Raw genomic sequence first — 13,518 nt, 5'->3', positions numbered from 1 at the left:
CCGCGGTGCATCTAGCCTCCGGCACCGGACCGGAGGTGGGTGTGGGCATCGACGTGGTGGCCGAACGGGCCGCGACACCCGGGTGCGCGGGCGTGCTCCACCTCGACCACGCCGGCGCATCGCTGCCCCCGCGTGTGGTGACCGAGACGATCATCGCCCAGCTGCGTCGCGAGGAGGAGCTCGGCGGGTACGCCGCGGCGGACGCGGTGGCCGACCGACGCGGACAGGTGCGGACGTCACTCGCCCGGCTGCTCGGGGTCACCGCCGAGGAAGTGGCCATCGTCGAGAACGCCTCCCGGGCCTGGCAGCTGACCGTCGGGGCGCTGGCCCGCCGCTGGCGCCCCGCCGGGCGGCTGCTCACGTGGCGCACCGAGTACGGCAGCAACGTCATGGAAGCCCTCGCGCTGGCGGGCCGCCGGGACGTGGAGGTGGCGGTCCTGCCGGACGACGCGCAGGGCCGCGTCGACCTCGACGCCCTCGACGATGCCCTCGACGACCGTGTGGCGATGATCGCCCTGACGCACGCGCCGTCGATCGACGGCGTCGTCCAACCCGCAGCGGAGGTCGGCCGACGGGCCCGCGCAGCGGGTGTGCCGTTCGTCCTCGATGTCTGCCAGTCGGTCGGTCAGCTCGACGTGACGCTGCCGGGGACGGGGGCGGACGTGCTCGTGGGCACGGGTCGAAAGTTCCTGCGCGGCCCCCGTGGCACCGGCTTCCTGGCGGTCCGGGGCGAACTCCTGGCGACCCTCGACGCACCCTTCGCCGAGCTCGGATCGTCGCGCTGGGCGCCCACCGGCGAGGTGACCCCGTTCCCGGACGCCCGCCGCTTCGAGACCTGGGAGCGGTCAGTCGCGCTCGAGCTCGGCCTCGGCGCGGCGGTCGACCACCTCCTCTCCCTCGGGCCCGCGGCGGTGGAGGCCCACGTGACCGCGGTCGCCGAGGACCTCCGCCGTCGGCTCGCGGAACTGCCTCGCATCACGGTCCGGGACACCGGCCCGCCACGTTCGGCGATCGTCACCTTCACCGTCGACGGTGTCGACGCGGCGGAGCTGGTCGCCCAGCTGCGCTCGGAGCGGATCCACCTGTCGGCGATGGACGCGTCGGCGGCACGCTGGGCCCTCGGGGCCCGGGGCCTGCCCGCGGTCCTGCGCGCGAGCGTCCACACCACGACCACCGAGGAGGAACTCGACCGCTTCGTGGCGCGCCTCGCGTCCTGGTGACGCGGCCGAGGAGGGGAACGGGCGCGCACGTCGAATACCACCCGGGATGACGCGACCGGCGCGTCACGGTGTCGAGGGTGCCGCTGTGGGTGGGATGACTCGTCGTGCGTTGCTGCGGGCTGCCGGTGGCAGCACCGGGACGCTCGCGTTCGGTGGGCTCGTGGGGCGGGTCGTCGAGACCGTGTCGGGCCGGCTGTCCGGTACCGAGGACACCCTGGATGACGTCGCCGACGAGGTCCTGCAGCTCGCGCTGGTGACCCTCACCCCCGGCCGCCAGCACCTGATCGCCGACCTCGACGAGACCCACCACGTCACCGACGACGGTCGGGTCGAGGTCCTGCTGTGGCCGGGCGACCTCGCCAAGCTCGTCGCCACCGGGCTGCCGTTCGAGATCACCGTGCCCGACCTGGTGCTGCGCGACGTCCTGGCCGACCGCGAGGCGCCGCAGGTCTCCGCGGTCGCGCGCCAGCCGGGCGAGACCACCACCGGCGACTACCGCAGCCTCGCCGACTACGAGGCCGACCTGCGGCTGCTCGCCGAGCGGTTCCCCGAGCAGACCCGCCTGATCGAGCTGCCGTACCGGACGCTGGAGGGGCGCACGGTCCTGGCGCTGGAGATCGCCGACGACGTCCACGCCTCCGACGGCCGACCCACCTTCTACAACGACGGGTTGACCCACGCCCGGGAGTGGCCGGCCGGCGAGGTCGTCATCATGTGGGCGTTCGACCTGCTCGAGAACCAGGACGACCCGGCCAACCGTCGGTTCCTGCAGCGGTCGCGCAACCTGGTGGTCCCGGTGGTCAACCCCGACGGGTTCCACCACTCGCGCGAGTTCCCCATCGACGACAACATCCCCGGCCTCGGCAGCGGTGCGAGCGGCATCGTCCTCGGTGGGCAGGGTCAGTACTGGCGCAAGAACAAGCGCAGCTTCCTCGGCAGCCACGTCGGCGTGGGCCTCGGACCCGCCGTTGGCAAGCCAGTCAACATCGACGCGTACGGCGTCGACGTCAACCGCAACTACGCCTACGAGTGGGGCGACGACACCGGCGGTTCGTCCGGCGACGTGCTGTCGGCGGTCTACCGCGGGGCCAGCCCGTTCAGCGAGCCCGAGGCGATGAACGTCCGGTGGCTGCTGACCGGACGGCAGGTCCTCGGCGCGAACTCCCACCACACCTCCGGTGATCTGGTCCTGTGGCCGTGGGGTGACACCCGCGACGACGCGCCCGACAACGCCGTCCTCGAGGGGCTCGGCCGGGCGATGGCGATCTACAACGGCTACCGGCCGCAGAAGGCCGTCGACCTGTACATCACCACGGGCACCACGCTCGACTGGGCGTACGGGGCGCTCGGGACCATCTCGTACACCTTCGAGCACGCCGGGTCCTCCTTCCACCCCGCGTACGCCAGCACCGTGCCGGCGATGTACGACAAGAACCGCGAGACCTTCCGCCTGCTGAACGAGATCACGTGCCTGCCCCCCGAGGACCGGGACCTGTCGGCCTACCGCGCCGATGCGCTCGCGCGGCTCGCCGACTTCGCCGACCCGGCGGGCCTGCACCACGCGATCGTGACCGGACGTGTCGTCGGCGCCGGTACCGCGGACGCCCCCGCGCCGGCTCCCGGCAACGGCAGGAACAAGAACGGCAAGGGTCGACCCGACGACGGCGGTGGTTCGGGTGGGCCCGAGGGCGTCCAGGCGGTGCTCGAGCTCGCCAAGCGGTTCGAGACGCGGCTGTGGAAGCGCGGCGACGGTTCCAACCCGCTCGGCCAGATCTCGATCCCCGAGCAGCTGACCGCCACGATGACCACGGCGCCCGACGGCCGGTTCGTCTGGCACGTCAACCCCTCGACCCAGCCTGCCATCGAGTTCGACGGCGGGCAGGAGCCCTACACCCTCGCCGCTCGCGCCGGTGGGCTGGGCGCGTCGCGGGAGTTCGTCGTCCGCCGCGGCCAGGTCCTCGACCTCGGCGACCTCACCCTCGGCTGAGTTCGTCAGCGGGTGTTGCTGGATAGGCGCAACCGGACGGGGGGGGTCCGTCGTCATCTCAGCCACGACGGGCATCGTGCAGATACGGCGGTTCGCGCCACCGATGTCTGGTGACGCCAGCCTTGGACGGTGACGCCAGAACGGCGTTGGGCCGCCGTCTGCCGTCACCGTCGTCTTCTCACGTCACCGAGCGACCCAGACGACCAGTGGAACACGCCCGGTAGGCACACCGCTGTCATCCCGAACAGGCCACTGGCGAATCAGCACCTCTGCGGGTAACGTGTGTAGCACGCTGCTACACGCGGAGGTGGCGATGGGTTCGGCAGCCGCAACCCCGACCCGGGTCAACAAGGACGTGTACGCCGCCGCGAAGGCCGCAGCGTCTCTGACGGGTCGCACCGTGGCCGAGCAGCTCTCGCACTGGGCCAAGGTCGGTAGCGAGGTCGAGGCCATCGCGCTGCTCGAGCTCCGTCAGCGCCGTCGGACGGCGCAGGAGCTCCTTGCCGGGAGGGATTACGACCGTCTGCCTGCCGATGAGCAGGCGCTGGTGCGCACGGCCTGGGACGAGGAGATGGACGCTGCGTTGGCCTCCACCGACATCGCGGCCGACAAGCGCGCAGCCGGCCAGCCAGTCATCACCCTCGATGAGGACGGCAACGTCGTCCGGCACCTGCCTGACGGGACCATCGAACAGCTGTGAGCTCGTCTCCCGACCTGTACCTGTTGGCCGGCCCCAACGGAGCAGGCAAGACGACCTTCTACGAGCAGGTGCTCGCAGCGACCGGTCTTGACTTCATCAACGCCGATCGGATCGCGGCGTTGCGTTGGCCTGGCGACGAGGTAGCCCGTGCCTACGACGCAGCCGCAGAAGCGGCTGCGGTGCGGGAGCGCTACCTCGCCGACCGGCGCTCGTTCATCACTGAGTCCGTCTTCTCTCATCCGTCGAAGGTCGATCTGGTCACGCGGGCGGTCGAGGCTGGCTATCGGGTGCACCTACGGGTGCTGATCGTGCCGGTGGACCTGTCGGTAGCTCGGGTGGCTCAACGTGTCCTCGAAGGAGGACACGACGTCCCCGAAGCCAAGATCCGACAGCGACACGAGCGGCTCTCGACCCACGTGGTCGATGCCATCGACAGGGCCTACGAGACCCGTGTGTACGACTCTTCGGGTCAGAGCGGCCAGGACTTCGTGGAGGTGGCCCGCTACCAGTACGGAGTCGTGCTGGGCGAGACTCGTTGGCCCAAGTGGGCACCGTTGGAGCTCACCGGCGAGCAACCCACCTAGCCGCTACCGAACGCCCGGATCCTCCTGTTGACCGCGGTGGCCGTCGGGCGGTTCGTGCTCCCTGGCGGTGACCTCAGAGCTTGCTCGGTGGTACGTGTCCCTGAGCGAGTCGTCGCCGTACCTCATCGACGGCGCTCGCGGTTCCGTCTCGCTGACGAACACGGGTGTGGTGGATGAGACCATCGTCTCGCCGAGCTTCGATGATCACGCTGCCTCGCAGCCGGGCGTGGACCTGCCAGGCGAGCACGTCGAGGGGCAAGGGCAGAGCCGCAGGTACGAGGACATGCTCCCGCGAAGGGCTCGGCGTTACGTGCCACGCTCGGCTGACGCCGGCACCGCCGCGAGGTAGCGGTGACCAGGTGTGTTGGCTCATCCCGCCGACGGTGTCGTGTCGGTGGGAGGTCGGGTCGGCGAGGCGGTCAGGACGCCGCGGCGCCGCAGGTGGCGGAGCGCTCGCGCTGCGGCGTGAGCCCCGCACATGCCGTGCGCGCCCGGCCCCGGCGGCGTGGCCGCCGAGCACACGAAGTGACCGGGGAGGCCCAGGTCGTAGGGGTGGAGGGTGGGCCGAGGACCCAGCACCAGTTGGGGCAGGTCCTTGGAGCCGGTCATGATGTCGCCACCGGCGAAGTTGGCGTTCTCTGCAGCGAAGTCGGTTGGCGTGTGCACCACGGTGCCGCGCACCCGGTCGGTGAAACCGGGCGCGAACCGTTCGATCTGGGCGACGATGGCCGGCGCGACGTCCCCGGGGTGACCGTGAGGTACGTGGGCGTAGGCCCACAGGGGGTGGAGGTCACCGGAGGAGCGCTGCGGGTCGGCGAGGTACTGCTGGCCGACGAGCACGAACGGACGGGCGGGCATCCGGCCGGCGACCACGTCACGCTCCGCCTGCGCCACCTCGTCGAACGTGCCTCCCAGGTGGACCGTGCCGGCACGGCGGGCTGCCTCGACCGTCCACGGCACGCCACCCTCGACGGCGAAGTCGACCTTGTAGGCCGCGGGGCCGCGACGGAAGCGGCGGTACGCGCGGCGGGTACGGCGCGGCAGCCGGTCACCGACGACGCGTGTCACCGCATCCGGCGCGAGATCCCAGATCGTGACGTCGGCGGGAGGCAGATCGCGAAGCGACCGGACCTCCACGCCGGTGTGGACCGAGCCACCGAGGTCGCCGAGGAGAGCGACCAGGGCGTCGGCGATCCGCTGGGACCCTCCCTCCGCGACGGCCCAGCCGTGACGGTGCCCGGCCGCCAGGATGCCAAGCCCGATGCTGCTCGACAGGGGGCGATGGAGCGGCCGGAACGCGTGGGCCGCGACGCCGCCGAACAGCGCCCGCGCCTCCTCGGTCCGGAACCACCGGGCCAGGACGGTCGCGGGCAGCGCGGCTGGTACACCGAACCGGGCGAGGCGCAGCGGGTGGCGAGGCACGCGCAGGAGGGGGCCGAGGATGTCCTCGGCGAGCGCGTCGTAGCCGGCCGACGGCCCGGCGAGCAGCCGCAACCACCGGTCACCGTCGGCTCCGAGGCATTCGGCCGTCCGCTCGACCGACCGGTGCAGGACCCCGGCGGTGCCGCCGTCGAGCGGGTGGACGCAGTCGATCTCCGGCTGCCGCCACCGCAGCCCGTACCGCTCGAGGCCGAGGCCGGTCAGGAACGGTGAGCCGACGGCCATCGGGTGGATGGCCGAGCAGTGGTCGATCACGAGCCCGGGCAGGGCGGTGCGACTGGAACGGGTCCCCCCGCCCGGCGTGGATGCAGCCTCGAGGACGGTCACCTCCACGCCACCGCGGGCCAGGGCGACGCCGGCAGCGAGCCCGTTGGGCCCGCTGCCGACGACGGTCGCGGTGGCCACGATCAGCGAGCCGCCGGGGAGGGCACGTCGGAGCCGGCGGTCGCGTCGCCCTCGCCACCACCAGCCGCGGAGGCGGCGTCTGCCGCCGGACCTGCTGCCCGCCAGGTCACGTCGAGGTCGATCGGCCCGTCCGGCAGCCACGGCTGCGCATCGACGGCGTCCTCGACCTTCCACGTACCACGCTCGATCACACCGAGTGCGGCGTCGATGACCTTGTAGCTCTGGGTGCGCTTGTGGATCGGCTGCGACTCGACCCACACGATGATCCACTCCCCCGGAGCGAACCCGACGCGTTCCTGCACCGCGGCGATCAGGTCCTCGTCGTGCAGGTGACCGTCACCGAAGTTGAAGCCGATCAGGCTGTTGCAAGCGAACTCGGCCTCGCGGACGGTTCGCTCCTCGAGATCGGGGAGGCGTGCGGCGAGCACGCTGAACAGCCCGCGGCCCTGGCTGTGCATCGACCGCCACGCGATCGTCTGCTGCATCGTGATCTCGGCGACCTCCGGTGGGTAGCCCATCGCCTGCAGCTGATCGACCTGGTTGACGGTCGGACGGTGCGGGATGGTGTTCAGCTTGGCCTCGGCGCCGGGTGCGAACGCCCACAAGGCTGACGCCCAGTTGCCGGCGTACTGGCGCATCGAGGGCAGGAAGGACACGAGGTCCGGCCGCAGGTTGCCGAGGATAGGGAAGAACACCAGTCCGGCGACGATCGCGACGCCGAGCAGCGGTGACGAGATGTTCCACACCGCGAACCCGTCTGCGTTGGGGTGCCCGATGAAGAGGAACACCGTGAGGTAGCCGAACAGGATGTTCCACTCGAGCGGCACGGCGAGCGGGAAGGTGGACGTGATGAACAGGTGGAAGACCACCATCAGCGCCACGGCCGCCAGGGTCAGCCTCGTGTCGGTGGAGAACAGCAACACCAGCGGCGTCACGATCTCGACCGCGGACCCGCCGACGTGGGCGAGCAGCGAGGCGCTGCGCGACGGTCGGATGTCGCGCGGGAAATCCCGGTAACTGGCCCGCTTCAGCGCGCAGGACGGGACGCAGGGGCTGTTGGACACCATCGGTGCGACCACGTGGGTGAAGTGGTAGCCGAACTTCGAGATCCCGGCCCCGATCCAGACGATGGCGATGAGCAGCTTGGCGGCGACGATCATGTCGACGAAGCCGAGCGAGGTGAAGAAGATCATGGCCGGCAGGTACTGCTCACCGCGCGCGGCGAGGAAGATCGTCTTGTCCCGCAGCCCGCACAGCACCAGCAGCACGATCGACGCGACCACCAGCACCGGGGGCACCAGCCCCGAGCTGACCTCGGGGCGGGCCACGTCGAGTCCCGCGCCCATCTGACCTGGCGAGACGACGGCGATCAGCAGGGACACGAGTAGCCCGAGGTAGAGGACGACGTCGAGACCCGTACGCCTGTTGCCGTCGGTGAACGGGACGCGCTTCCACGGTCGGAGCCGGATCGTCCCGGGACGTGCCCAGAACACCACCCCACCGGTCATCGGCTTGAACTTGCCGGCGATGGGGCCCCACGATCCGGCGATGCCGATCGCCTCGAGCAGGACGGTCCACAGCACGAGCTTCTGCCAGACGATCGGCTGATCCCACCAGCCCCCGATGTCCCAGAACGGCCCGACCCCCGACGAGTGGGTGGCGATGGCCGTGCCGGCGATGAGGTAGACGAGGACGACCTTGACCACGTAGGTGGTCGGGATCATCTTCGGCGATCCGAAGCCGTACTCCACCCAGTGCAGCGCGAGCGTCTTGGTGCGCTCGAACAACGGCTTCTCCAGGAACGGTCCGGGGTCGACCGGGGGAAAGTCCCCCTCCTTGAATCCCATCTGGCTAGCTCCTCCCAGGTATCGCCGGCCCACGCTCTGCGGGCACGGCTGGTCAGCCACCCGCGACGGGTGGTCGTGATGCTTCCTGCGGTGGGTCCGGTCAGCCCACGGGTGCCGCCACCCGACGCAGTGCGGGCTTGTCGATCTTCCCGACCGGGTTCTTCGGGAGGGCATCGACGATGATGATGCGGCTCGGCACCTTGACCGAGGCGATGCGCTCGCGGCAGCGCGCCTCGAGCTCGTCCGCAGCGACATCGCTGCCTGGCCGGACCGTGACGAACGCCACCGGCACCTCGCCGAGCAGCTCGTGCGCCACCCCGACCACCGCGGCGTCGGTCACGTCGACGTGCGCGTGGAGGGCGTTCTCGATCTCCTTGGGGTACAGGTTCTCCCCACCACGGATGATGATGTCCTTCAGCCGGTCGACCAGCACCAGGTAGCCGTCGGCGTCGATCCGGCCGACGTCACCGGTGCGCAGCCAGCCATCGACGATCGTTCGCTCGGTCTCCTCCGGCATACCGAGGTAGCCGCGCATCACGTTTGGGCCGGCGATCAGCACCTCGCCCTCCTCGCCGGCCGGCACGTCGTCCCCGTTCGGGTCGACGACGCGCAGCCGCTGCCCCGGCAGCGCGATCCCGACCGTGCCGGGACGCCGGGGGCCGTGCAGCGGGTTGATCGTCGACGCGCAGGTCCCCTCGCTGAGCCCGTAGCCCTCGACGACGGGGATCGCGAACCGGTCCTCGAACGCTCGGATGCGCTCGGCCGGCATGGGTGCTGCCCCACAGATCGCCACACGCAACGACGAGGTGTCGTGGGTGTCGGGCTGGGCCAGCAGCGTCGCGTAGATGGTCGGGACCGCCGAGAAGTAGGTCGGCCGGGTCCGTTCGACGAGCGGGAAGAAGGTCGCGGGGTCGAACAGGCCGGCGATGTGCGTCGCACCGCCGGCCAGCAGCGGGGACAGGACGCTGACCACGATGCCGTTGACGTGGAACAGCGGCAGGACGAGCAGGCTGACGTCCCGCTCGTCGAGCTCGAGCGCGCCGACGATCATCCGGCACATGGCGTCGATGTTGCCGTGATCGAGCATCACACCCTTGGGTTGGCCGGTGGACCCACTGGTGTAGAGCAGCAGCGCGAGGTCGTCGGCGGTCACGTCGACGGGCTCGAACTCGGGCCCCACGGCCGACCGGAGTTCGTCGACGTCGAGGGTGACGTGCGGCGTCGTCGTCTCGCCGACCACGACCGACGCGCCGGCGTCGTCGAGCTGGGCCCGGATCTCGGTCTGGGTGAAACGCGGGTTGACCGGCGTCACCGTGGCACCGAGCCGCCAGGCGGCGAAGAGCGTGACGACGAGTTCGATCCGGTTCGGCAGCACGACGGCCACCACGTCGCCCCGTCGCACGCCGAGCGACCACATCGTCCCGGCAGCTCGCCGTACCGCCTCGAGGAAGGCCTCGTTGTCGAGCGTCGTGACGTCATCGGTCAGGCACGATCCCGACGGAGCGGTCGCGGCTCGGCGATCCGGCAACGATGACAGCACGGTCACGACGCATCTCCCTCCGGAACTCGCCCTCCCGGCGAGCTCTTCTCGGAGGACGCTACGGCGGCCCGGGATGGACGACCATGGCGTCGCGTGACCGACCTGCGCCCGGTGGTTGTGTCCTCGAGCCAAAGCGCGGGGCACCGGCGGCGGCCGCTTGGTGCCGCGACACAGCGGCGGCGGTCTGCGCTGTGTCACCGAGACAGAAGCTCGGGCGGTTCCACGGACGGCATGTCGCTCGCTCGGTGTGCTGGCTACGGTCCGCCTCATGGAGCCGGATCCCGCAGGTGTGGTCGTCGATGTCGCGAGGGCCATCCTCGACGACCTGCCGGCGCTGACCACCGAGATGACCGACTGGTTCATCGAGGTCATCCCCGAGTTCCGCCACGACGAGGTCGTGCGCCGGCTGATGGTGTCGAGCACCGCAGCCAACCTGAACGCCATCGTCGACATGCTGGTGCACGACATCCCGCTCGAGCAGATCGCCGTGCCGGCGGCTGCCGCCGAGTACGCGCGGCTGTTCGCACAACACGATCTGTCGCTCGAGGCGCTGCTGCGTGCCTACCGGCTCGGCGAGCATCGCTTCGTGACGTGGGGTGTGAGCGCACTCGACGCTCGCGCGCACGAGGTCGATACCAGGCTGGCACTCGCGGCCGTGACCCACCTGACCCGGCGCGTGAACCGCTACATCGACCACGTGATCGAAGGACTGATCACGATCTACGAGGCCGAGCGACGCGAGTGGGACGGGCGCGCCGGGGCCGACCGCGCGATCCAGATCCGGACGCTGCTCAACGCCGAGGGCGTGAGCCAGGAATCCGCTCAGAAGCTGGTCGACGTGCCCCTCGATGGCCACCACCAGGCCGCCATCGCGTGGGTGCCGGCCGACGAGCCGCCGACGGGCACGCTGAAGGCGGTGACCCGGGTCCTGGCAGACGTCGCCGGCCGAGCGCCGCTGACGATGATGGCCGATGACCGCACGCTGTGGGCGTGGGTCAGCGGCCCGACACCGCCGCAGCTCGACGTCACCGCCCTCCGGGAGGGGCTGGGGTCACTGCCGGAGGTGACGATGACGCTGGGCGCGCCGGGCCGGGGCCTCGACGGCTTCCGCGGATCGCTCCGTGAGGCGCAGCGCGCCCGTGCCATCGTCGGCAGGATGCAGCATCCGTCACCGGTGACGCGGTTCGACGACGTCGCCGTCACGGCGCTGCTGACGTCGGACCTCACCGACCTGCATCGGTGGGTCGAACGCAAACTGCCGGGGCTGCTCGGCGACGATGCCAGCCTCGCGCAGCTGCGGGAGACCGTCCGGGTGTACCTCGCCTGCAACGGCAGCTACACGCAGGCCGCCCTGCAGCTGCACATGCACAAGAACACCGTTCGCTACCGGGTCCGCAAGGTGGAGGAACTCACCGGGCGCTCCCTGCTCGAGGACCGCCTCGACGTCGAGGTGGCGCTGCGAGCCAGCGAGCAGCTCCGCAACCGCACGCGGTGACCTGACGGTGACTCACGCCTCGTAGCTCATCCGGCCGAGATCGGCGAGGAGCTCCTGGTCGCCCTCCAGCGAGGTGGTCAGGATCTGCCGTCCCACCTCCAGCAGTTGGAACACCCGCGGGTCGGTGACCTGGTGGATCACCAGCGAACCCTCCCGATGGGACGTGACCACCCCGGAGCGGCGCAGGGTGGTCAGGTGCTGCGACAGCGTCGAGCCGCCCACGCCCACGGCTTCGGCGATGTCGGCCACGTTGGATTCGCCGGCGCGCAGCACCTCGAGGATGCGGATGCGCACCGGATGCCCGAGCGTCTTGAACAGCTCGGCCTTGCGCTCGTACACGGGTCGGGTCATCCGGCAGCCTCTCGCACCATCAGCTTCGGGAGAAGGTTAGCGCGGATTCGTGTATCCGTGGATCCGCGCAACGGTGTAACCTTCCGCCAGCCACCCGATCGGCGTGGCCCGCTCCCGGGGTTCCGATGCCGTCCTCGCTCGCCCGCTTCCTGCCGCGCCGTGCCGACTACGACCTGGCCGTCTTCCGCAGCGACCTGCTGGCCGGCGTCACGGTCGCGGTCGTCGCGCTCCCGCTGGCCCTCGGGTTCGGGATCACCTCCGGTGCCGGGGCGGCGGCCGGGCTCTACACGGCGATGGCGGCCGGGATCCTCGCGGCGGTGTTCGGCGGGTCCAACCTGCAGGTCTCGGGGCCGACGGGCGCGATGACGGTCGTGCTGCTGCCACTGGTGTCGCACTACGGGGTCGCTGCGCTCGCGCCGGTGGGGCTCCTGGCAGGGCTGTTCCTGCTGGTCTTCGCCGCCGCCCGGATCGGGAGGTTCATCCGCTACATCCCCTACCCGGTGATCACCGGGTTCACCATCGGGATCGCGGTCATCATCTTCCTGCAGCAACTGCCCGGGTTCCTCGGGGCGCCCAAGGGCGAGGGCGAGCAGGTGGTCGTTGCCAGCTGGCAGACCCTGCGCGCCTTCGCCGACGCCCCCGGCTCGGCCACCCCGCTGCTGGGTCTGCTGACCGTGGGCATCATGGTCGGCTGGGGGCGGATCGAACGGCTACGGGCCTTCCCAGCCAGCATGGCAGCGCTGCTGGCCGGCACCGGCCTGTCGCTGCTGCCGGTGTTCGCCACCGTGGCCCGCATCCCCGCGATCCCCACCGGCCTGCCGGTCCCGGCGCTGCCGAGCGTGGCCGGGCTCGGGGCCACCGAACTGGTCCGTGCGGCGCTGGTGATCGCGGTGCTCGCCGCGCTCGAGAGCCTGCTGTCCGCCGTGGTGGCCGATGGCATGACCATCGACGAGCGGCACGACCCGGAACGAGAGCTGTTCGGGCAGGGCATCGCCAACATCGGCAGCGCCGTCGTCGGCGGTATCCCTGCCACCGCCGCCCTCGCGCGCACCGCCGTCAACGTCCGCTCGGGTGCTCGCACCCGGCTCGCGGCGATCATCCACGGGCTGATCCTGGCGGCGATCATGGTCGCGCTCGCGCCGCTGGCCTCCCGTATCCCGCTGGTGGCGTTGGCCGCCATCCTGATGGTCGTCGCTGCACGCATGGTCGAGTTGGCCGAGTTCCGCGAGATCCTGCGCGCCACCAAGTCCGACGCCGCCACGATGCTGCTCACGCTCGGCGTCACCGTGGCGTTCGACCTGATCCTGGCCATCGAAGTCGGCCTGATCGCGGCCGGGGCGCTGTTCGTCACCCGCATGTCGCAGCTGTTCCAGGTCGATACGACGGTCCTCGGAGGCGACGAGCTACCGCTGCACGAGCGCCGCGCAGCCGCAGATGCCGAGCATGCGCTCCGCCGGGACGATCTGGTGGTCTACCGCATCGAGGGACCGATCTTCTTCGGCGCTGCTGACCGGTTCTTCGAGGAGCTGCTCCGTGTCGACCGTCACATCCGGATCGTCGTGCTGCGCATGCGGCGCGTCCCGGTGATGGACGTCACCGGCGCCGCCGCCCTACGGGCGCTGGTCGCCCGGCTCAGCCGCCGCGGCATCGTGGTGATGCTGTCCGGCGTGCAGGAGCAGCCACGCAGCGTGCTGGAACGCACCGGCATCCTGGCCCAGGTCACGCGCCACGGCGATCACCTGTTCGACGACACCGATCAGGCCATCGCCCACGCCCGGCAGCATCTGGCCAACCACGACCACACCCACCCTGCCCGGACGCCGGCCTGACCGTCTCGGTGGCTGGGGTGCGTGGCTCAAGGCGACGAGGCCATCGGTCGACGTCCTGAGGGACCGGCCGTCCCCGGCCACGGTCGCCCCTGGCGGCCGGACGTCCCTCGAGCCCGGAGC

10 protein-coding genes are annotated in these 13,518 nt (G+C 71.0%); 6 read left to right on the top strand and 4 right to left on the bottom strand.

Annotated elements, in window-relative coordinates:
- The first annotated feature begins 41 nt into the window (after positions 1-41).
- The 4 genes from NITAL_RS15855 (at position 42) to NITAL_RS15840 (ending at position 4,491) form a co-directional block, all read left to right on the top strand.
- On the top strand, positions 42-1,220 hold the full coding sequence (locus tag NITAL_RS15855) for an aminotransferase class V-fold PLP-dependent enzyme (RefSeq protein ID WP_083442210.1): 1,179 nt from the start codon (positions 42-44) through the stop codon (positions 1,218-1,220).
- Between the two features lie 94 nt (positions 1,221-1,314).
- Entirely contained in the window at positions 1,315-3,207 is a 1,893-nt protein-coding gene (locus tag NITAL_RS15850; protein ID WP_211262450.1) for a M14 family zinc carboxypeptidase, read from the top strand.
- A gap of 313 nt (positions 3,208-3,520) precedes the next feature.
- Positions 3,521-3,907, top strand: coding sequence for a TA system antitoxin ParD family protein (locus tag NITAL_RS15845; RefSeq protein ID WP_052667203.1), 387 nt, complete (start codon positions 3,521-3,523; stop codon positions 3,905-3,907).
- The gene (locus NITAL_RS15840; RefSeq protein ID WP_211262449.1) at positions 3,904-4,491 is read left to right on the top strand and encodes an ATPase; all 588 of its coding nucleotides are present in this window, start codon (positions 3,904-3,906) and stop codon (positions 4,489-4,491) included. Before NITAL_RS15845 ends, NITAL_RS15840 begins: the two co-directional genes overlap by 4 nt.
- A gap of 369 nt (positions 4,492-4,860) precedes the next feature.
- Here NITAL_RS15840 and NITAL_RS15830 read toward each other — a convergent pair whose 3' ends face one another.
- The 3 genes from NITAL_RS15830 to NITAL_RS15820 form a co-directional block, all read right to left on the bottom strand.
- Positions 4,861-6,336: a phytoene desaturase family protein gene (locus NITAL_RS15830; protein WP_052669723.1), complete on the bottom strand. Its 1,476-nt coding sequence runs from the start codon at positions 6,334-6,336 to the stop codon at positions 4,861-4,863.
- 2 nt (positions 6,337-6,338) lie between these two features.
- Complete coding sequence (locus tag NITAL_RS15825) at positions 6,339-8,183, bottom strand: DUF3556 domain-containing protein (RefSeq protein WP_052667201.1); 1,845 nt, start codon at positions 8,181-8,183, stop codon at positions 6,339-6,341.
- A 100-nt stretch (positions 8,184-8,283) separates the two neighbouring features.
- Complete coding sequence (locus NITAL_RS15820) at positions 8,284-9,729, bottom strand: class I adenylate-forming enzyme family protein (RefSeq protein WP_211262448.1); 1,446 nt, start codon at positions 9,727-9,729, stop codon at positions 8,284-8,286.
- Between the two features lie 262 nt (positions 9,730-9,991).
- On the opposite strand from NITAL_RS15820, the gene NITAL_RS15815 reads away from it, so the two are divergent.
- Positions 9,992-11,218, top strand: a complete 1,227-nt coding sequence (locus NITAL_RS15815) for a PucR family transcriptional regulator (protein ID WP_052667200.1) — start codon at positions 9,992-9,994, stop codon at positions 11,216-11,218.
- A gap of 12 nt (positions 11,219-11,230) precedes the next feature.
- On the opposite strand, the gene NITAL_RS15810 is transcribed toward NITAL_RS15815, so the two are convergent.
- Positions 11,231-11,569 carry an ArsR/SmtB family transcription factor gene (locus NITAL_RS15810; protein WP_052667199.1) on the bottom strand — a complete coding sequence of 113 codons (339 nt, stop codon included), beginning with the start codon at positions 11,567-11,569 and terminating at the stop codon, positions 11,231-11,233.
- A gap of 125 nt (positions 11,570-11,694) precedes the next feature.
- On the opposite strand from NITAL_RS15810, the gene NITAL_RS15805 reads away from it, so the two are divergent.
- Complete coding sequence (locus tag NITAL_RS15805) at positions 11,695-13,398, top strand: SulP family inorganic anion transporter (RefSeq protein ID WP_052667198.1); 1,704 nt, start codon at positions 11,695-11,697, stop codon at positions 13,396-13,398.
- The last annotated feature ends 120 nt before the right edge of the window (positions 13,399-13,518 follow it).

The sequence above is a fragment of the Nitriliruptor alkaliphilus DSM 45188 genome, assembly GCF_000969705.1.
GTDB lineage: Bacteria > Actinomycetota > Nitriliruptoria > Nitriliruptorales > Nitriliruptoraceae > Nitriliruptor > Nitriliruptor alkaliphilus.
Note: the sequence above shows the minus strand (reverse complement) of the source record. Positions and strands in the feature narration are given on the sequence as shown.

Excerpts from the sequence above, each read along its gene's own strand:
- NITAL_RS15805 (WP_052667198.1), top strand. The coding sequence starts at position 11,695 with ATGCCGTCCTCGCTCGCCCGCTTCCTGCCGCGCCGTGCCGACTACGAC.
- NITAL_RS15810 (WP_052667199.1), bottom strand. The coding sequence starts at position 11,569 with ATGACCCGACCCGTGTACGAGCGCAAGGCCGAGCTGTTCAAGACGCTC.
- NITAL_RS15825 (WP_052667201.1), bottom strand. The coding sequence starts at position 8,183 with ATGGGATTCAAGGAGGGGGACTTTCCCCCGGTCGACCCCGGACCGTTC.
- NITAL_RS15850 (WP_211262450.1), top strand. The coding sequence starts at position 1,315 with ATGACTCGTCGTGCGTTGCTGCGGGCTGCCGGTGGCAGCACCGGGACG.
- NITAL_RS15845 (WP_052667203.1), top strand. The coding sequence starts at position 3,521 with ATGGGTTCGGCAGCCGCAACCCCGACCCGGGTCAACAAGGACGTGTAC.
- NITAL_RS15815 (WP_052667200.1), top strand. The coding sequence starts at position 9,992 with ATGGAGCCGGATCCCGCAGGTGTGGTCGTCGATGTCGCGAGGGCCATC.